Source organism: Microbulbifer rhizosphaerae (assembly GCF_014191725.1).
In the GTDB taxonomy this organism is placed as follows: domain Bacteria; phylum Pseudomonadota; class Gammaproteobacteria; order Pseudomonadales; family Cellvibrionaceae; genus Microbulbifer; species Microbulbifer rhizosphaerae.
In genome coordinates, this window is sequence record NZ_JACHWZ010000006.1 from 89,727 (window position 1) to 107,584 (window position 17,858).

Below are 17,858 nucleotides of genomic sequence, written 5' to 3' on the forward strand. Positions count from 1 at the left end.
TTCTTTAACCGATCTCTTCACCCAGCCGCAGGGCAAGTAAAAAACTGCAAGACTAGCAGGGCTTTTCCAACGCAGCACCGGGGTGTGAGTTAGTTACCGAATCTACCGCCTGAACCTCTAAAGCTTGTTTTGTTCCGGCTGGAGGGCCGCGCCGCTACCGACGAAGCGCTCCTTCAGGCTGCTGGCGATGCGTTTGGTCAGAGCGCCCAGACGCGGGCGCTGTTTTTCCGAAAACGGAATCGGCCGACAGCCGTGGATCGCCGCGAGGCCAATGCGAGCCATAAACAGGCTGGCCCCCATTCCCTGGCCCAGGCGCGCGGAGACACTGCTTAGAACGCTGTCTCCCACCAGTTCCGGCCACAACTCGCTCACCGCATATTCACTGGCGCCGCTGTAGGCCACCAGTGCCAGCACTTTCTTGAACAGCCGCCAGCGGACCACCACCGACGGTCGTACGCCGTAGATTTGCGCCACGTCGTCGATCATGCGCAGGGACTGGCGCAACGCTACCAGTACATCGATCGTGGCAAAGGGGCTCAAACCCACCAGGGCGCCTGTGGTAGTTGCGTGGCGCACGATGCGCCGCAGCGCCTCTTGGTCCAATGCCTCGAAGAAAGTCACCTCCAAGTGCTGCAGCAACTCGCTGCTGTCGTAGTAGTCCGGCGCCTCGTCCAGCACCCGGCTCAACAGCACACCCTGCGGCTCGCCGGCAAAATGCTGCTGCAGTTCCCGACGAAACGGCGGCACTTCCCCGGCACTGCGGCAATCGCGCAATTCCCGGGCCCGCCCCTGGATTTTCTCCAGTTTGCGCAGCGGCCGACCGGCGCGAAAATATTCCCACACGGCACTGACAATAGTGATGCCAAAAACCGCGATTATCGTGCCCGCCAGCACTCCCAGGCTCCAGTGCCTGTCCATCGCCCAGGTAAACAGCTGGCGCAGCTCCCAGGCCACCGCCCCACCGGCGAGCCCCAGCGCCGCCAGCAGCGCCGGCTTCCACAGGCGCAGGCGGAATACCGGCAGACGCAGTTCGGAAAAGGACACCCTGTCCGGCAGGGATTCGCCGGTGGTGATGGAACGTGGCAGTTCCTCCGCCTCCTCCTCCAGCGTCTCCACCCGGGTGGAGGCCCGCTGGGGGGAAACGGATTCCGGTTCATCCAGGGATTCAATACGCGTCCGCCGACGCACGCCGGTCTCTCCATTCATCACACTTTGTCTCCCAGCAGCAGGTTCAGCAACGCGTCGACGCGGATATGGGGAATACCCTGGCCCGCGCCCATCCCCGCCGGCGGGCGCAACTGCGGTGGAGCGGCGCCGGCGTAGTGCCGCCACTCCTCGCCGGCGCGGGGCACATGGGCAAAGATTTCCGCATTTTCGAACCCCAGATAGTGCCCCTCCATATCGTGCCCCACCAGTATGCGGCGGCCTTCCCGTTGATTCTCGTTCGAACAGCGCACCGCAGCGATGGCTTCGCAGAAGAGCGGCAAGCCGCGATGGTGGGCGCCGGCGAATGCCTGCTGCAACTGCTGCCCCAGCAGCTGGCGCAGGGCATCGTGGTCCGCCGCCAGCACCTGGTCCACCTTGGTGGCGGCGAATACCAGGCGGTCCACCCGCGGCCGCCACAGTTTGCTCAGCGGGCCGGAGCGGCCGTAGCGAAAAGTGTCGGCGATATGGCCGAAGGCGAGACGCATGTCGTCCAGTGCCTGCTCGCCGGCATACAGGGTTCCGATCATATCCACCAGGACCAGTTGCCGATCCAGGTGACGGAAATGGCTCTCCGCAAAGGGGGCCACCTGCTCGCGCAAATAATCCCGGTAGCGCTGTGCCAGGTATTGGTAGTTGCTCTCTACCGGCAGCGCCTCCAGTTGCTCTCGGCTGTGCCCACGCAGGTCCAGCAGCGGCAGGACGCCGTAATTTTCACCGTCGAGCAGTGCGCGCCCCGGCTGTAAATAACTGAGCTTGCGCTGGCTGCGGCAGTCGAGTAGGAACTGGCGGTAGTCCCGCCATAGGGCGTCGAGCCGGCCCGGTTCCGCAGTCGCCCGCGGCGCCAGCCCAGCCAGTTGCGAGACCAACTGAGGCGCCAGCCCGGCGCGGGAGTCGGCGCCGATGATATGAGTTTGCTGGCGGCACCAGTCATCGTAGTCCAGTTGCAGCATCGGCAGATCCATCAGCCATTCGCCCGGGTAATCACGCAGCTCCAGGACCAGTGTACGGGTACCGGAGCGACCCAGCCGGTGCCGCCGGCGCAGGTGAATATGCAGCTCCAGAGCGGACAGCTCCCGGGTGGACTCGGGCCAGCGCGGCGGCTGCGCCAGTAGCGCCTGCAGGCATTGCTCGTACTCGAAGAGCGGCAGGCCGCTGTCCAGTGCCGGTTTGATCTCCGCGCCCAGCAGATCGCCGTTCAGCGCCGGGGCGAAGCCGGGCAACTGGGCCTTTTGCGGGTGCATCAACTGGTGGATCAGACTGGTGATCAGGGTGGATTTACCGGCACCACTGAGACCGGTGATGCCGATACAGACGCGCCGGTCAAGCAGCCGCTCGGCGGCCCAGTGGGACTTCTCCCGCGCCTCGCGGTGCCATTGGCGCACTTTGCCTTTCAGGCGCGCACTGCGGCTGTCGCTCATAGGGAGGGGGTCACTCCACCAACGCCACGTCGCCGGAGCCCATCACCGAGAAGGAATCCCTGCCGGGGCGGCGCAGCACCACATCGCCGGAGCCCATGATCGATCCGCCGGCACTCTTTGCCTGCAGGCCGCGGCCGACAAAATCGCCGGACCCCATCAGGCTGATGTCCAATTCACCCACGCGGCCGCCCACCACCATGTCGCCGGAACCCGTAATCTTCGCCGCCAGCGTCTCCCCGGCAAAGCTGTCCAGGCGCATGTCACCGGAGCCCCTGATAGAGGTTTCACCGCGCACTGCCAGGACCGTTCCCAACAGCAAGTCGCCGGAGCCGGTGAGGGATGCAGAGAGGGACTCGGCGGCCACCTTGTTCACTTTCAGTGTGCCGGAACCGGTGACCCGCAGCTCAAGATTTTCACTCTCCAGGGTGTCCGCACGGACCTCCCCGGAACCGGTGACCACGACCGCATCCACCACCGGCAGAGTGACGCGAAAGCGAACGGACGACTCATCGCTGACGCTGATCACGCCGAAAAAAAACTTTCGCTCCGGTTCCACCGACAGTTCCAGGGACTCGCCACGCAATTCGGCCTTCACGTGGGGCATGGCCTCCTCAGAGCCGGTGGCTATCACTTCGAAGCCATCTCCCTGCACCAGTTCCAGACTGGAACTCCCCTCGAGGACGACCCGGGTAAAACCCGACAGAGGGAACTGCCTGCTGGGGGCCTCTTCCGCGCGGATACCGCCGGCCAGGGTTGCCGCCAACAGCAACAGCGCCGCCAGGGGAGCGGCCAGGTAGGATTTTGTGATCATGGATTCCTCTCGATCTGAAGTTGCCGACACTGCCATATAGACGAACCGCCGGGTCATCCTGGATGCAGGCCTGGGACAACTTTACCGGATTCAGCCGCAATTCGCTTCGCTGTGACCCATGTCCACCAGAGCCTCGCGTATCTTGCGCGCCTCCGCTGCGAGCGCCTCGGCGTCGGCGGGCTTTTGCTTGGAGAAATCGAAATCCCCCAGCGCCTCCACCGGAATCAGGTGGATATGGGTGTGCGGCACCTCCAGGCCCGCCACCATCACCCCCACCCGCTTGGGCTGGTAGACCGCCTTGAGACCTTTGGCGACCTTCTGCGACACCCGCATGAGGTGGGCGGCGGTCTCCTCCGGCACATCGTCCCAGTGATTCACCTCCTCCACCGGGATCACCAGGCAGTGACCCGACCTGATGGGCGCGATGGTCATAATCGCCACCGCCTGCTCGTCGCGCCAGATAAAATGCCCGGGCAGATCGCCATTGATAATCTGAGTAAAGATGCTCGCCATGTCAGCCCCTTAATGAACGGGTTGGAAGGGTGACATCCTCCCTTCCGCCCAGATAATGAATTCCGGAGTGCGGGCCACCGACCCGCCAGTCTGCGCAAGTCTATCAGCCTGGAGAAAAAGTGCAGCTGTCCGCTTCACGGCCCCGGAGTCGTCCCTTTCCACTCCGCTGGCAAAGGCCCGCGCGAGTGTCGTCTTTCCGTGGCTATTGGCAGACAATCGCAAATCACTCGTCCTTTGCCCGCTAACCAATTGATGGCAAAGCCAAAAAGAAGCGGCGGGGAAACAATGCGCACCTGTTTCCCAAAACCCCTATTTTAATGCAGTAAAACAACCCGACGAACAAGATGACAATTTTCCGGAGTGCCGTTGGCAGTATTGATGTTATGCCTTAGGCTCCCCCCATAACGTTGTTACGCATGGAGCCCGGCATTCGCCAGCTTGCCCTTGCCGCCTTTTTCAGGCTCCGCGGAAAAATCTGTTCCAGTTATTTTTAGCTTTAACTTCTCTTGGGGGGAAGCGATATGCAAAGCCTGTTAGATCAGGTCGGCGGCTCTCGAATTGTCAACCGTACCGTCAGTGAGTTTTACCAGGCAATCGGCCGACACCTTTCCAGCTTCGAATCCTGCGACCACAAGAAACAACAAAGCCGACAAGCCCGGTTTCTCAACCACGCGCTGTCCGCACAGCCGGAACCAATCCATTCAGCCCGCGCCAGCTTTCTCGCCCAGGGACTCGACTCCCCCCTGTTTGGGGCATTGCTGGAGTTCATCGAGGCCCGGCTTATCGAGCTGGGATTCACCTGCCAGCTGAGCAGGCGCCTGGTGGAAACCGCCGGCGACCTGTATCTCAGCTGTGAGCAGGATCTCTCCATCGCCTGCTGAGGCCTCCCGCCCTCTCCGCGCCCCCTGTCCCGCCTCTAATGGCGCATTCAAAGCACCCCCCAGGTGCCAAGGCAAGGCGCAGTCCGCCGGGAATGGCGTGCCCCAAGGGCTGCAACATAGTATTGGCGCCTAGACGCGGCTCCCTTCGGACAAGCCGATAGGCGGCCATCTGCGTCGTTGCGCTCGCCTGAACTAGCTGGCTAGCCCTGCGCTCACGTGCATATGCCCGCCTTTCGGCTTGCTGAATGCGCCATTAAGGCGGGACAGGACACCGGTTGCGACCGGGCGGGCCGCTCAATACAATGACCACTCACAGCCTTTATCCTCCGTACCGTACGGTAAGCGCTACTCAATCCACCTACCTTTTCTTAGGATTACCCATGAAGATTGCCAACCACTCCGTAGTGGAGATGCACTACACCCTGAAAGATGCCGACGGCACCGTCATCGACTCCTCCGCCGATGGCGAACCGCTGAAATACCTCCAGGGCGTGGGTAACATCATCCCCGGCCTGGAACAGGAGATGCTGGACAAGAGTATCGGGGACAAATTCACCGCGGTGATCCCCCCCGAAGAGGCTTACGGCCCGCAAAACCCCGAACTGATCCAGACCCTGCCGCGCAGCGCCTTTGGAGGCGTTGACAAGCTGGAAGTGGGCATGGCGTTTCGCGCCCAGAGTACCGAGGGCCAGCCCATCGAAGTAGAGATTATCGAAATCGACGGTGACCAGGTGACCATCAACGGCAATCATCCCCTCGCCGGTGTAGAGCTACATTTCGATATCGAGGTGGTTTCCGTGCGCGAAGCCACCCCGGAAGAGATCGACCACGGCCACGTGCACTGATCCCCCTCCCACTGGAATCGGGGAAAGCAGGAGCGGCCGCTGGCCGCGATCGTTGACGGCTTGATCCCGGATCGATCGCGGCCAGCGGCCGCTTCCAGACCGAACATTACCGACGGAAAATGCCAGGGGCCCTCCCGGACAAAATCATCCTCTTCGACAGCCTGTGCAACCTTTGCAACGGCTGGAGCCGCTTCGTTCTTCACCGAGACAAAAACGCCATTTTTACCCTGTGCCGGGTACAATCCCCCGCTGGACAGCAACTGCTGGCCCGCCTGGGCCTTCCGCTGGACACCTATGAAACCATAATCTACCTGGAGCGCCGCGGTGACACCTTTGTGGACTACCACAAGAGCGAGGCCACCCAGCGGATATTGGCGCGACTGCCCGCTCCCTGGTGCTACCTGGCCTGGCTGCGTTTCGTGCCGCGAGCGATCCGGGATCTTGTATACGACGGCATAGCCCGCAACCGCTACCGGCTGTTCGGTAAACGGCAAGAATGCAAATTGCCCAGCCCGGAGGAGCAGCAGAGGTTTTTGGAAGAGATTGATGTTGACTGATCAGTACCTGCAACGTTTCGGCGGCATCGCCCGCCTCTACGGCGAGGACGTCCTGGACAAACTACAGCGGGCCCATTTCGCGGTAATCGGTATCGGCGGTGTGGGCAGTTGGACCGCCGAGGCCCTGGCCCGCTCCGGCGTTGGGCGGATCACCCTGATCGACCTGGACGACGTGTGCATCACCAACAGCAATCGCCAGAGCCACGCGCTGGCCGACACCATCGGCAAAATCAAGGTCGACGTGATGGCCGAGCGGTTGCGGCAAATCAATCCGGAGATCGCCGTGCACACGGAGGAAGACTTTATCGCCGCGGACAACCTGGCCCAACTGCTCGACCCTGAACGGCCCATCGATATCGCAATCGATGCTATCGACTCGGCGCGGGTAAAAGCCGCCCTGATCGCCTACTGCAAGGCCCGCAAGCTGCGCCTGGTCACCGTGGGCTCCGCCGGGGGAAAACGGGACCCCGGCCGGGTGACCTGCGCCGACCTGGGCCGCACGGTCAGCGACCCCATGTTGGCCAAGGTGCGCCAGCACCTCTACCGCTTCCACAATTTCCAGAAATCCCGCAAACGCCAGTTCGGCGTGGACGCCATCTACTCCGACGAACCCATGGTATATCCTCAGCCCGGAGGTGAAGTGTGCCGGCAGAAGAGCGCCATGCAGGACGGAGTCAAACTGGATTGCAGCGGCGGCTTCGGGGCCGCCACCATGGTTACCGGCACCTTCGGTTTTGTGGCCGCGGCGCGGGGTATCGAACGATTGTTGCAAACCCAAAACCGGGATTGATTTGAGGGGCGCTCTGCAATATCCGGCTCAGGCCAGGCAATTTCTCAACGACTCCCGATAGCGCCGGCTGACCGGCACCTGGATCCGGCTGGTCAAATGGATGCGCGCATCACCGGTTTCCAGCGGTTCGATTTCGGCCACCGAGTCCAGGTTGACCAGGTAGGAGCGGTGCACCCGCACAAACTTGTCCGGGTCGAGGCGCCGATAGAGATTGCTCAGCGTATCCCGCAGCGGATAGATGCGGTTACCCACATGCAGGTTGACATAGTTGCCCGCCACCTCCGCCCACTCAATGTCCTTCACATTGACCAGAAACTCCCTGCCGAACTTTTTCACCAGCAGCCGCTCCGGCCTCTCCACCGACTCCACCGGTTCGCCCTCGTCCGGCCGGCCCAGCAGGCTGGCCTCGCCCTGCAGGCGCAGCAGGATAAAGCGGTACAAGTAAATCAAAGACAGATAGCCGGCGTAGGCGCGGAAGTCTTTCAGGTATTCGTAAAACAGTTCGCTGGGCCAGTGGCCGAAGTCGTAGCTACTGCCCTGCAGGCCGTAGGCCAACTCGCGAATCGCCACCATCCCCAGCACGTGTATCAACGACCAGGGAACAGTCAGCAGTGCGTGGATGGCCAAACCGTGTTTCAGATGGCCGGTACGGATCGGAAAGCGACTGTCCCAGTGCAACACCAGGGGGAGTAGCGCCGCCTGCACGGCCAGGCTGCTGCCCTCCCACAGCAACGGCATCCAGGGCGCGAACCCGAGATCCAGGCGGGCGTTCTCCATCAGCACCACGGCGCTCTGCGCCAACCACTGCACCAGAAAGAACAGCCCCCAGAATCCGACCTCGAACACCCTGCGCCGGGAAAGATAGTCCTGCAACGTCATTTCAAACTCCTCTTCCCGGCATTCTACCCAAAACGCTCTGCGAGGATGCCGCCGTCCGCCCCCCTATTCCGCCGTTCGCCCCCAATGCCCCGCGATCCGCCCCTGGGCGCTGGCGAAGGGCCCGATCCGGCGGCAGCATGACGATATATCCAACGGGAGCCATCACGATGCAACCTACTCTGGACACCGGTACCCGCCGCTACGATATCGATGCCATCCGGGTGCTGGCCTTCGCCCTGCTGATTCTCTACCACGTCGGAATGTTCTATGTGGCGGACTGGGGCTGGCATATCAAGAGCCGATATCAAAGCGACACGCTGCAACTGTTGATGCTTCTGGTCAACCAGTGGCGCATGCCCTTACTGTTCCTGATTTCCGGCACGGCCACTTGGTTCATATTCCGTAAATCGGGAGCCGGGGAGTTTACCCGCAACAGACTGGTGCGACTGCTGCTGCCGCTGGCTTTCGGCATGCTGGTGGTGGCCCCACCCCAGGCCTACCTGGAAGCCCTGACCAACGGCGCGACGCAGCCGGGCTATCTGGCCTTCCTGAAACAGTATTTCACTTTCCAGCCGTGGCCGGATGGCGCCTTTGCCGGCAGCGACTTCGCCGGCATCACCTGGAACCATTTGTGGTATCTGCCCTACCTCCTGTGCTACACCCTGGTGCTGATCCCGGCCGCAATTTGGCTGCGCCAGCGCGAAGCGACATTGCAGCGGCTGCTGTCCCGCGTCAACGGCTACGGCCTGATCGCCCTGCCTGTACTGCCGATGCTGGTCTATGGTTTCACCCTGTTCCCGCGCTTCGGCAACTCCAACCACGCACTGCTGGACGACTGGTACGGCCATGCGCAATTCTTCACCTTTTTTGTCTACGGCTACCTGCTGGCCGGCAACACCGCGCTCTGGCGAACCCTGGGGAAATTGCGCGGCTCGCTACTGTGGCTCGCCCCGGCCTGTTTCGCGGTGTTTCTCGCCCTGGAGAGGTTGTCGCCGGAGGACCTGTCGCCGGTGCAAAAGCTGGGGTATGGGACCGCGGTCTACCTGAACCGCTGGTGCTGGATACTGGCGGTACTCGCCTGGGCGCACCACTGCCTGAACCGGCCCTTCCGCTGGCTGCCCTACGCCAACGAGGCGGTGTATCCCTGGTACATACTCCACCAGACGATCACTGTCATCGCCGGATACCAGCTGGCGCGATGGTCGCTGGGCCCGGTGCTGGAGCCAATGCTCGTATTAATAGCGACCATAGCTGGATGCCTGTTGCTGCACGAATTTTTAATTCGCAGGTTCGCCATTCTGCGTCCACTGTTCGGCTTGAAACCCTTACCGACCGGCGCGGCCGTTTCTGATCGCAAAAGAATTGTCTTGAACTAGGGAATAGCAAACCGTCAATTAATAAAAGTTTAACGTTTTTATGTGAAAAATTGCCCGATATCACGCTATTGGTGTAGCCGGCGTGGTGAAATGCAGTTTCAACAACATTAAAAATGAACACGGCAAAGGAAATGACAATGGACAAATGGCTTGTATTCATCAGCGGCATACTCGTGGCAATTTTCAGTTTTCACGCCTCCGCCGACTACTGCCCGGACTATGACCGGGTTCTCAATCCTCCACAACTGCAGAAACCCGAACAGCAACCCTTTCACAACTGGTCGAACCAGCTGCTCTCCTCCCTGCACCGCCCCTTTCATATGGTGCACGACCAGATTGTCAAGGCCGGAACATCTGCAACATTCACCGGCAAGTTCGACTACTCCAGTATCTTCCACAAAGATCTCGAGTTTGAAGATGTCCACGTCTACCTGTACGGCACCGGTATGGAGGACTGGGAATACCTCGGCGAATACCGCACCGACAGCGACGGAAAAATTTATCTGGAGGTGGCGAAACCGGAAGGCGATTACGAGCTGCGCATGGTGGTGGAAGGGGATCAATCTACGGCTTCGGGCTATCTCACTGTTGTCCAACCCAATCGCAAGACTGTGCTGTTCGATATCGACGGCACCCTCACCCTGAACGACTTCGAAGCCGTCGGTGACTACCTGGGCACCGACACCGCGGAGATGCACGGCTACGCCGCCGAAGTGGTGTGGGATTATATTGAAAAGGGCTACCAGATAATCTACCTCACCGGCCGCCAGTACTGGATGGCCAGCACCACCCGCAACTGGTTCAACAGCAAAGGCTTGTTCGACTGGCACCTGCGCACGGACAGCAACGCGGAAAATCCCGCAGCGCCGCAAACCCGGGAATACAAGACAGCCTATATCCGCTATCTGCTGGAGGATGTGGAGCTGGATATTGTCCGTGCCTACGGCAATGCGGCCACCGATATCGCCGCTTATGCCGACGCGGGTCTGCCCAAGGCGGAGACCTATATCATCGGCCCGGAAGCGGGCAGCGAAGAAACGCAGCCGATCGACGGCGACTACGCCTATCACTATGCGACTGTCGTCGCCGGGACACCCGACTCGGGGTGTAGCTGGCGGTAGCGGTCGGTAATTTCGACACCCGCGTCGCGTCATGCCAAAATCCCCGAAAACAACAATACAGGGTAAAAAAGGAATGACCGACGACTTCGTGATGACACCGGAAATCAAGCTGCTCAACGGCATCGCTTTCGGCGACGTCGACCTTATCCACGAAGCCCACACGGAAGGCGTAGATCTCAATGCCTGCTTCGAGAACGGCAACACGCCTCTCACCGAGGCCATTCTCGGCGGCATGGGCGAACCCGAGGCGGTGCGCACCCTGCTGGAGCTGGGTGCCGACCCGAACCGCGTGGACGCCAACGGCGACACGCCGTGGCTGGGCTGTCTCTCGCGACTGGACGACCGCGTGGTCGCCGAGGAGCAGGAGGAAATAAAGGAAATCCTGGAAGAGGCCGGCGCTTCCCGCGAAGGCGAAGAACAATTCACTCTCTACGACACGGCCCGCAAGGGCGACCTGGACGGCGTGCGCCGCCTGCTGGACGAAGGCGTCAGCCCCGTATTCCCGCCGCTCTGCCCGCTGGGGGCGGCCGCCGGCAGCGGCCATCTCGCCGTGGCTGGCCTGCTGCTGGAACGCGGCGCCCCCCCCGAAGGCAGCAATGTGGAAGAGGTAGGTATGAGCTGCCTGATGTACGCCGCGAGCAAAGGCGACTTCGAGATGGCAAAGCTGCTGGTAAAACACGGCGCCGACATCAGCCGCGGCCTACCCTGCTCGCCCTCCTATACCGCTATCGACTACGCCCGCGACGAGGGCCACGACGAACTGGCCGCCTGGCTTGCCGACCAAGCCGGCAAGCCAGGCGCCGGGGGCATGCCCGCGGAGGCGCGCAACGGCGGCGAACACGAAAAGTTCGCCGACCTCTACCGCCAGCGCACCGCCGCGCCCAACTACGACCTGGACACCGGCGCCATCGTCACACGCCTGGCGCAATGGGAAAGCGCCTACGGCATCCACGTGGTTGAGACCGGCCACGACCGCCTTACCGTCCAGTTTGAAAAACTGCCTGCCGACCTCGACGCCTTCGCACAGGAACTCGAAGACTTCTGTCCCGATTTGATCCACCAGCACTTCGGCGCGATGGACGAGATGCTCGAACACTACGAGGAAATGGGCAAACAACCGCCCGACGATATCCGGCAACTCGTCGATGGCGTCGACTTCGAATCCGACGACTTCGGCCGCAAGCTCCTCGCCCGCTGGCTGAAGCAGCACCAGTCCTTGGGGCTTTGGTGGGATTGATACAGGAACAGCTTTAGAAGCAGGGCGGGAAGCGCCGGCCGATTTCCGGATCAGCCAGCGCCCTCAACCTGTGCCGTCACCTGACGCAACAGTGCGTAGAAACCGTTGCTGCGCGACTGGCTGAGGTGCCTGGCCAGGCCCAGCTCGGCAAACAGCTTTTTCAGGTCCAGCGCGCGGATCTCCTCCGCGGTTGCGCCGTCTACCTGAGACAGCAGCAGCGCCCCCAGGCCCTTCACCACACGACTGTCGCTGTCCAGGGCGAAATAGTGTCGTCCCTCCTCCACCCGGTGCACCAGCCAGGCATCGGACTCGCAGCCGCGCACCAGGTTCTGCGACCGACGAATCTCCGGCTTGCTCCCGATGGCCTTTCCCCAGCGCATCAGCTCGCGGTAGCGATTCTGCCAGTTGCGCTGGGACGCCAGCAGTTCGACCTGCAGCGCCGAGAGATCATCCACCTGCCACGCCGGCGCCTCGGGAAATGCGTCGGTCGAATCCTCCAGCGCCAGGTATTCCCGCAGCGCATCGACAAAGGCCAGCACATCCGCCTCGGTATTGTAAGCGGCCAGGGAGGCGCGCACCGTTGCGGTTTCACCGGCGGCGCGCAACAGCGGCTGGGCACAGTGGTGCCCCACTCGCACGGCGATATCCTTTTCATCCAGCCAGTGCATCAGATCGGCGGCGCTGCCGCTTACCGGTGCGAAGGCCAGTATTCCCAGGTTGTGCTGCGGCTGGCTGTACAGGCGCAGGCCCGGCAGCGAGGCAATTTCCCCGTGCAGCTGCTGCAACAGTTGCTGTTCATGTTTCGCCATGGCGTCCCGGTCCCAATCGGCGAGAAAATCCAGCGCGGCACCGAGGCCGGCAATCGCCGCCAGCGGCGAGGTGCCCGCCTCGAATTTGTGCGGTAATTCTGCATAGGTACTCGAGTAGAGATCCACCTCCGCGATCATCTCGCCACCGCCCTGCCAGGGCGGCATGGCTTCCAGCAGCGCCTCGCGGCCCCATAGCAGGCCGATGCCCGAGGGACCATAGAACTTGTGCGCGGAACACACAAGGAAGTCGCAGCCGATCCGCTGTACATCCACCGTTTCGTGCGCCGCCAACTGCGCCGCATCCACGATCCAGAAGAGATCCCGCCCGCGCAATTGTCGGGCGATATCCTCAAGGTCCGGGCGCAGGCCCAGGGCGTTGGAACCGCCGGTCAGGGAGACAATTCTTGTGCGCTCGCCCAACACTTCTTCCAGGCGGTCGAACTGGGGAACACCGGCGGTGTGCGGCACGTAGCGCAGAGTCAGGCCTCTGCGCTGCGCGGCCATTTGCCAGGGCACGATATTGGCGTGGTGCTCGGCGGTGGACAGTACGATCTCGTCTCCCGACTGCAGTTCGTTGCACAGACTGTACGCCAACAGGTTCAGCGCCTCGGTGGCACCGCGGGCAAAGATCACTTCCCGCTCGCTGGCGGCATTCAGGAAACGCGCCGCCCTGCGGCGCGTTTCCTCCACCATTTCTGTGGCTCGACGCGCGAGTCGGTGGCTGGACCTGTGGGTGTTGGCGTTGCTGTGCAGGTAAAAATCCCGCACCGCGTCGATAACCACCTGCGGCTTCTGTGTGGTGGCAGCGTTGTCCAGGTAGACAAGCTCCCTGTTTTCCCCCTCGGCAAAAAGCGGAAACTGTTGTTTGAATTCCTCTGCGGAAAAACTCATAGGGAAAACAGATGCTCGGTGTTGCGGCGGGTCTGCGTGGCGATTTCCTCGAGGGATATACCGCGCAGTTTTGCCAGTTCCCCGGCAATCAGCGGCAGATAGGCGGGGCTATTGCGCTGTCCCTGGCGGCCCTGTATGGGCATATCCGGCGCATCCGACTCCAGCAACACAGATTCCAGAGGTAAAGCAGCGAAGGCACGGCGGGTCTTGGCAGCGCGCTCGTAGGTGATGGTGCCGCCCGCACCCAGGTAAAACCCCAATTTCCAGTATTCCCGCGCTATCTCCTCGCTGCCGCTGAAGGCGTGAATCACACCGCCACGTCCGGGGTGATATTCTTTCAGCAGGCGCAGCATCTCGCCATGGCATTGGCAGGCGTGCACGATCAGCGGCAGTTGCAGATCGATGGCCAGTGCCAGCTGGGTCCGGAACAGCGGTTCCTGCTCCTCCAGGGGCGTGACTATCGCCCCGTCCAGGCCGCACTCACCGATCGCCACGCAGCGGTTGGCCTGCAGCTGTTCAGCGATATCTCGCTGCAATTGCGCCGGCTCGGTTTCCGACTCCGCCACCCACCAGGGGTGCAGCCCCACCGCCGCATACCAGGCGGGCTCTTTATTGACCAGATCAAACAGGGCGGGCCAGCGGGGTTTGCTGACACCGGGAATGATCAACCGCTCCACACCGATATCTCGGCACTGGTGCCAGACCTGCATGCGGTCGGTATCGAATACGTCGAAGTCGAAATGGCAGTGGCTGTCGATCAATTGCACTTGTGATTCTCCGGATTTGCCCGCATCTTATCACGGCCAGATTGCACCGATCTCCGAGGTTCCAGTGTTAGAAAGCCTGCTCCCGATAGTGCTGTTTACCTTTTCCACCAGTATCACTCCGGGTCCCAACAACCTGATGATAATGTCCTCCGGGCTCAATTACGGGGTCAGCCGCTCCCTGCCCCATGTGCTGGGTATCTGCCTGGGTTTTCCGGCGATGATCGTGGCCATTGGCCTCGGACTGGGCACCCTGTTCAGCCAGTTCCCGCTGTTACACGAGGTGATTCGCTGGGTGGGCATCGCCTACCTGCTGTACCTGGCCTGGGTGATCGCCAGTACCCGGGAGGTGGGATCGGCCGACACCCAAAAGCCGTTTACCTTTTTGCAGGCGGCGGCTTTCCAGTGGGTAAACCCCAAGGGGTGGATTATGGCTGTCGGGGCACTGGCGGCCTTTACCAGCCCCAACGGGGAGATGTGGGCCGAGATAGCGCGTATCGCGCTGGCGTTTATCGCTATTGGCGGGCCGTGTATCGTGGTGTGGCTGCTGTTCGGTGTGGGACTGAAACGGCTGTTGACGGAGCCAAAGCACCTGCGCCGCTTCAATCTGACCATGGGACTGCTGCTGGCGGCCAGCGTAGTGCCGATGGCGCTGGATTAGGTGAATCCTGGATTTAACCGGGTCCCGACTTCCTACCTGCCCGTGCCGTTGGTGGTAACCGCCGCCAACTTCACGCCACTGTCCACCTCCTGCAGCCAAGCCTCGACCGAAGTGCTCATGATATTTTGCGGGTATCCCCCCTGACCCGGGGTCATGGAAGCCTTGACGATATACACCTTGCCCGCCTCCAACGTGACAGGAGGAAGTGGCTTGAGTGGAATGGCAATCTGGCCCGGTGAGACAAAACGCAGGCGCAGCGCATGCCTGCCTGGCAGCACAGCGATCTCCCGCGGGCCGTCGATCAGGCTATTGTTGGGGATTTGCTGGCCATCGAGGCCGATAAAGTACAGGTAATCCTTTGCGGATTGCGCTGTTACTACCCGTGCCACCTCCTCTGGCGCGCGCGCTTCGCCTTCATACAATTGCAGATTTTTGCTGGGGGCGGTGGATTGAAGAATGGTTTTGCCACTCTCGACCTGTGCGCCGCCACAGGCAGTGAGCAGGATAACCAGTATCGACATCCCGGAAAATTTAATCATTATTCTTCTCCTTGTTGATCGTTGACTTGTTCAGGTAGTAGACGAACAGGCCCATTGTACGGGAAAGGTCACCATATCGACGGGCACTGTGATCGGCAGCAGACCATAGTACAGCGGGTTGCCCTCACGAGTGACGGTCTGAGTACCGGACGAACGCAGGTCAATGCGCGCGGGGCCGGCACCGGAGCGAAATATCGGCTCGGGGCAGGAATAGCCGATTTCAGTTTCAGCAACACGGATCAGGACACAGCCATCGACGCCCGATGCGACAGGCAGGGGCGAGGTGGTTTCCAGCACATCCGGACACTGGAACGAGGGCGAGGTCATATCGACAATGTCCCATCCTTCTCCGGGAGAAAACCTCAGCCTGTCCAGGCAGGATGTAAATTGAAAAGTCCTCTCGGGCATTTCCTCCGCCGAGGCCATTGCCTGAATCAGCAGATAACGCTCTCCCAGCTGGATCTTTTCCAGGCGAACCAATTCCGGACGTACTTCGGTAACCTTGGGTTCCGCCTTCATGCCCGCCGCCATCGACAGACACGCGCTGAGGTTTATCGAGAAAATCAATATCAGAAATATCTTCCCGGTTATCCCCATGCTCACATTCATCCCCTAGTTTTTACTGACGGCAACCGACTATCACCAATCGGCGCGTCCCTATTATGTGCATTGTAATAATAGGGAATTAATTTTCCGCATACACGATAGTTTTATCCCAGCCCTCCTTCCCGATATGCTTTTCAGCGGACTCCAACAGCTTCCGTCTGGTCTCCTCATCCCTGCTCCCGGATTCAAGTTCTGCGCGATAAAACTTGATCCCCGAGGTTATGCCCCGGGACTCCATTTCCGGATCGATCTTCCGTGCATAATGCAATTGCACCTGGTCCGCCCGCTTCATAAACTGCGCGACGCTCGGGGCAAAGGCCATTCGGCCCTCGATGCTGAAATCATACTCCCCCATCACCGCCAGAGTTCCGGGCTTGACCTCCACCTGAGTCTGCCGGACCAATTCGTCGGAAAACAGAATATTCTCCCCGAACATCCTGCCCGTCGTTAAAACTGCGCCCCCACCGAGGTTGGTGTTATTATTCACCCTGCGGGTGTAAGTGGCGGCTACCGCTACATACTGGCCTGGCGTCATATTCAACAAATAATAATGGTCGCCTTTTACCAGCGAGGTGTGGTACAGCTCATCGGAAATCACTCCCCCGTCCGCGTGGAGCCGGGCAAAGGTGAGCGTTTTGTTGGCGCAGGGCGTCAGCGGAAGACAGGTATTTGGAATTTTTATAACGATACCCGCGGCGTCATCTGATGACGGCGGCGGGGCTTTGACATTTCCAGCCATACACCCGGACAAAACAAAAGGCAAAACCAAAGCCGCGAGCAATATTGAAATATTATTCATTTCTCCCCCTTTACGATAACAAGATCGATATGCCTAAAGTTGTGAGCGTCTCTGCAAAACGGGTGCTCACCATACTAAAGCTGACTTTTGGAACAGGCGTGGAATTAGGTTTCAAATTTGTGGAAAATGGTTGCACACCAACACAGTGCTGACTCCAATGCTCACTGACCGAGATCATGTTACCGCCATTGCCGTTGTCGACTTGGCCAGGGAGCTCAAGCGTCATGCGGTTATCAATCTCACACAAATACAGAATATTGACCCAAAACTGGCGGAGTACGTTGTCGCCCTGGAAGAGGACCAGGACATCTCTGAGTTGATGGAGAGGCGGTACCCGGAATCATGGATAATCGCTCTGTGGCAGCTGGCCGACAGTAACCCTCTCGCCACGAGTGTCGGCGCCCGCATAGGAGCGACCGTCTCACCAGAGGCCCGGGGACTGTTGATCAATCTGATCCAGCACTGCGAAAATTTGAAGGAAGTACTCGAAACCTACCTGAACAACATCAGCCTGGCCAACGCCTCCGAATCCTGGAAAATTGGCCACAGGGACAACCGTATTGAGCTGACCTTCAGTTTTACAGCGGGAAAGCTTTATCCGCGCTGCGCCACGGAACGCAGCATGGTTGCCCTGCATAAGTGGGCGGAGTATCTATGCGGGCAGAAAATTCCTGTCTGCTCGGTTGAATTCACCTTCCCCCAGCCGGAATATAAGGATTTTCTACAGAGGCTGTTCCGCTGTGAGATTCACTTCGATTGCAGCCGAAATACACTTATCCTTCATGAGGATGTTTTATTTCTACCGTTGCCACAGCGCAACCGTTATGTAAAAGGCATACTGGAACAGAAGATTTCAAGCCTGTGTTTTCCGGAGGAAAATGGCTCTATCGAGGAACGGGCCCGCCGGCTGCTGCGGGAAAATCTGGCCTCTTACCATAGTATTGAGAACCTGGCGCAGGCACTGTGTATGAGCAGAGCAACGCTTTATCGAAAACTCAAGGAGAAGAAAACCAGTTTTTCCAGGTTGCTTGACGAGGAGCGCCAGCGCCTGTTGTACCTCCACCGGCATCTTCCGGCAGCACAATTGTGCGACCTGCTCGGCTTCCGGGATACCAGCGCCTATTACAAGGCCCGAAAGCGCTGGAACTGAACTCC

Annotated in this window: 19 protein-coding genes; 9 read left to right on the top strand and 10 right to left on the bottom strand. The window is 60.4% G+C overall.

The window, feature by feature from the left end; all coding sequences use genetic code 11:
- Positions 1-117 precede the first annotated feature (117 nt).
- The 4 genes from FHS09_RS07815 to FHS09_RS07830 form a co-directional block, all read right to left on the bottom strand.
- Positions 118-1,206 carry a TIGR01620 family protein gene (locus tag FHS09_RS07815; RefSeq protein ID WP_183458790.1) on the bottom strand — a complete coding sequence of 363 codons (1,089 nt, stop codon included), beginning with the start codon at positions 1,204-1,206 and terminating at the stop codon, positions 118-120.
- Positions 1,206-2,624 carry a YcjX family protein gene (locus FHS09_RS07820; RefSeq protein WP_183458493.1) on the bottom strand — a complete coding sequence of 473 codons (1,419 nt, stop codon included), beginning with the start codon at positions 2,622-2,624 and terminating at the stop codon, positions 1,206-1,208. The genes FHS09_RS07815 and FHS09_RS07820 overlap by 1 nt, the downstream gene beginning before the upstream one ends.
- Positions 2,625-2,634: 10 nt before the next feature.
- The gene (locus FHS09_RS07825; protein ID WP_183458495.1) at positions 2,635-3,435 is read right to left on the bottom strand and encodes a GIN domain-containing protein; all 801 of its coding nucleotides are present in this window, start codon (positions 3,433-3,435) and stop codon (positions 2,635-2,637) included.
- 90 nt (positions 3,436-3,525) lie between these two features.
- Positions 3,526-3,948 carry an HIT family protein gene (locus tag FHS09_RS07830; RefSeq protein WP_183458497.1) on the bottom strand — a complete coding sequence of 141 codons (423 nt, stop codon included), beginning with the start codon at positions 3,946-3,948 and terminating at the stop codon, positions 3,526-3,528.
- Positions 3,949-4,469: 521 nt separating this feature from the next.
- Between FHS09_RS07830 and FHS09_RS07835 the strand changes: the two genes are divergently transcribed.
- The 4 genes from FHS09_RS07835 to tcdA all read left to right on the top strand — a co-directional run bounded on the left by FHS09_RS07835 (position 4,470) and on the right by tcdA (position 7,021).
- On the top strand, positions 4,470-4,829 hold the full coding sequence (locus FHS09_RS07835; protein WP_183458499.1) for a hypothetical protein: 360 nt from the start codon (positions 4,470-4,472) through the stop codon (positions 4,827-4,829).
- A 380-nt stretch (positions 4,830-5,209) separates the two neighbouring features.
- Positions 5,210-5,674, top strand: coding sequence for an FKBP-type peptidyl-prolyl cis-trans isomerase (locus FHS09_RS07840; protein WP_183458501.1), 465 nt, complete (start codon positions 5,210-5,212; stop codon positions 5,672-5,674).
- Between the two features lie 119 nt (positions 5,675-5,793).
- Positions 5,794-6,231, top strand: a complete 438-nt coding sequence (locus FHS09_RS07845; RefSeq protein ID WP_183458503.1) for a thiol-disulfide oxidoreductase DCC family protein — start codon at positions 5,794-5,796, stop codon at positions 6,229-6,231.
- Positions 6,218-7,021, top strand: a complete 804-nt coding sequence (gene tcdA / locus FHS09_RS07850; RefSeq protein ID WP_183458505.1) for a tRNA cyclic N6-threonylcarbamoyladenosine(37) synthase TcdA — start codon at positions 6,218-6,220, stop codon at positions 7,019-7,021. The genes FHS09_RS07845 and tcdA overlap by 14 nt, the downstream gene beginning before the upstream one ends.
- Before the next feature lie 27 nt (positions 7,022-7,048).
- On the opposite strand, the gene FHS09_RS07855 is transcribed toward tcdA, so the two are convergent.
- Positions 7,049-7,900, bottom strand: a complete 852-nt coding sequence (locus tag FHS09_RS07855) for a LytR/AlgR family response regulator transcription factor (RefSeq protein WP_183458507.1) — start codon at positions 7,898-7,900, stop codon at positions 7,049-7,051.
- A gap of 167 nt (positions 7,901-8,067) precedes the next feature.
- Between FHS09_RS07855 and FHS09_RS07860 the strand changes: the two genes are divergently transcribed.
- The 3 genes from FHS09_RS07860 to FHS09_RS07870 all read left to right on the top strand — a co-directional run bounded on the left by FHS09_RS07860 (position 8,068) and on the right by FHS09_RS07870 (position 11,634).
- Positions 8,068-9,276, top strand: coding sequence for an acyltransferase family protein (locus FHS09_RS07860; RefSeq protein ID WP_183458510.1), 1,209 nt, complete (start codon positions 8,068-8,070; stop codon positions 9,274-9,276).
- Positions 9,277-9,413: 137 nt separating this feature from the next.
- Positions 9,414-10,397: a lipin/Ned1/Smp2 family protein gene (locus tag FHS09_RS07865; protein ID WP_183458511.1), complete on the top strand. Its 984-nt coding sequence runs from the start codon at positions 9,414-9,416 to the stop codon at positions 10,395-10,397.
- Positions 10,398-10,470: 73 nt separating this feature from the next.
- Positions 10,471-11,634: an ankyrin repeat domain-containing protein gene (locus FHS09_RS07870; protein ID WP_183458513.1), complete on the top strand. Its 1,164-nt coding sequence runs from the start codon at positions 10,471-10,473 to the stop codon at positions 11,632-11,634.
- 50 nt (positions 11,635-11,684) lie between these two features.
- Here the strand turns inward: FHS09_RS07870 and FHS09_RS07875 are convergent, their stop codons facing one another.
- Together FHS09_RS07875 and FHS09_RS07880 are read right to left on the bottom strand one after the other, a co-directional pair.
- Positions 11,685-13,334 (bottom strand): aminotransferase class V-fold PLP-dependent enzyme, encoded by a 1,650-nt coding sequence (locus tag FHS09_RS07875; protein ID WP_183458515.1) that lies wholly within the window; start codon positions 13,332-13,334, stop codon positions 11,685-11,687.
- Positions 13,331-14,101: a TatD family hydrolase gene (locus FHS09_RS07880; protein WP_183458517.1), complete on the bottom strand. Its 771-nt coding sequence runs from the start codon at positions 14,099-14,101 to the stop codon at positions 13,331-13,333. Before FHS09_RS07880 ends, FHS09_RS07875 begins: the two co-directional genes overlap by 4 nt.
- 64 nt (positions 14,102-14,165) lie before the next feature.
- Here FHS09_RS07880 and FHS09_RS07885 point away from each other — a divergent pair, with 64 nt between their 5' ends.
- Entirely contained in the window at positions 14,166-14,759 is a 594-nt protein-coding gene (locus FHS09_RS07885; protein ID WP_343057437.1) for a LysE family translocator, read from the top strand.
- Between the two features lie 32 nt (positions 14,760-14,791).
- On the opposite strand, the gene FHS09_RS07890 is transcribed toward FHS09_RS07885, so the two are convergent.
- From FHS09_RS07890 to FHS09_RS07900, 3 genes are all read right to left on the bottom strand, one after another.
- Positions 14,792-15,298 carry a hypothetical protein gene (locus tag FHS09_RS07890; RefSeq protein WP_183458521.1) on the bottom strand — a complete coding sequence of 169 codons (507 nt, stop codon included), beginning with the start codon at positions 15,296-15,298 and terminating at the stop codon, positions 14,792-14,794.
- Positions 15,299-15,328: 30 nt separating this feature from the next.
- Positions 15,329-15,901: a hypothetical protein gene (locus FHS09_RS07895; protein WP_183458523.1), complete on the bottom strand. Its 573-nt coding sequence runs from the start codon at positions 15,899-15,901 to the stop codon at positions 15,329-15,331.
- Between the two features lie 82 nt (positions 15,902-15,983).
- A complete protein-coding gene (locus FHS09_RS07900) occupies positions 15,984-16,703 on the bottom strand; it encodes a hypothetical protein (RefSeq protein WP_183458525.1) in 720 nt (239 codons plus the stop codon).
- A gap of 130 nt (positions 16,704-16,833) precedes the next feature.
- Here FHS09_RS07900 and FHS09_RS07905 point away from each other — a divergent pair, with 130 nt between their 5' ends.
- Entirely contained in the window at positions 16,834-17,853 is a 1,020-nt protein-coding gene (locus tag FHS09_RS07905) for an AraC family transcriptional regulator (RefSeq protein WP_221191862.1), read from the top strand.
- Positions 17,854-17,858 lie beyond the last annotated feature (5 nt).

Bases quoted from the DNA above. Each gene is read 5' to 3' on its own strand.
- FHS09_RS07815 (WP_183458790.1), bottom strand. From the start codon at position 1,206: ATGAATGGAGAGACCGGCGTGCGTCGGCGGACGCGTATTGAATCCCTG.
- FHS09_RS07820 (WP_183458493.1), bottom strand. From the start codon at position 2,624: ATGAGCGACAGCCGCAGTGCGCGCCTGAAAGGCAAAGTGCGCCAATGG.
- FHS09_RS07825 (WP_183458495.1), bottom strand. From the start codon at position 3,435: ATGATCACAAAATCCTACCTGGCCGCTCCCCTGGCGGCGCTGTTGCTG.
- FHS09_RS07830 (WP_183458497.1), bottom strand. From the start codon at position 3,948: ATGGCGAGCATCTTTACTCAGATTATCAATGGCGATCTGCCCGGGCAT.
- FHS09_RS07835 (WP_183458499.1), top strand. From the start codon at position 4,470: ATGCAAAGCCTGTTAGATCAGGTCGGCGGCTCTCGAATTGTCAACCGT.
- FHS09_RS07840 (WP_183458501.1), top strand. From the start codon at position 5,210: ATGAAGATTGCCAACCACTCCGTAGTGGAGATGCACTACACCCTGAAA.
- FHS09_RS07845 (WP_183458503.1), top strand. From the start codon at position 5,794: ATGCCAGGGGCCCTCCCGGACAAAATCATCCTCTTCGACAGCCTGTGC.
- FHS09_RS07855 (WP_183458507.1), bottom strand. From the start codon at position 7,900: ATGACGTTGCAGGACTATCTTTCCCGGCGCAGGGTGTTCGAGGTCGGA.
- FHS09_RS07860 (WP_183458510.1), top strand. From the start codon at position 8,068: ATGCAACCTACTCTGGACACCGGTACCCGCCGCTACGATATCGATGCC.
- FHS09_RS07865 (WP_183458511.1), top strand. From the start codon at position 9,414: ATGGACAAATGGCTTGTATTCATCAGCGGCATACTCGTGGCAATTTTC.
- FHS09_RS07870 (WP_183458513.1), top strand. From the start codon at position 10,471: ATGACCGACGACTTCGTGATGACACCGGAAATCAAGCTGCTCAACGGC.
- FHS09_RS07875 (WP_183458515.1), bottom strand. From the start codon at position 13,334: ATGAGTTTTTCCGCAGAGGAATTCAAACAACAGTTTCCGCTTTTTGCC.
- FHS09_RS07890 (WP_183458521.1), bottom strand. From the start codon at position 15,298: ATGATTAAATTTTCCGGGATGTCGATACTGGTTATCCTGCTCACTGCC.
- FHS09_RS07900 (WP_183458525.1), bottom strand. From the start codon at position 16,703: ATGAATAATATTTCAATATTGCTCGCGGCTTTGGTTTTGCCTTTTGTT.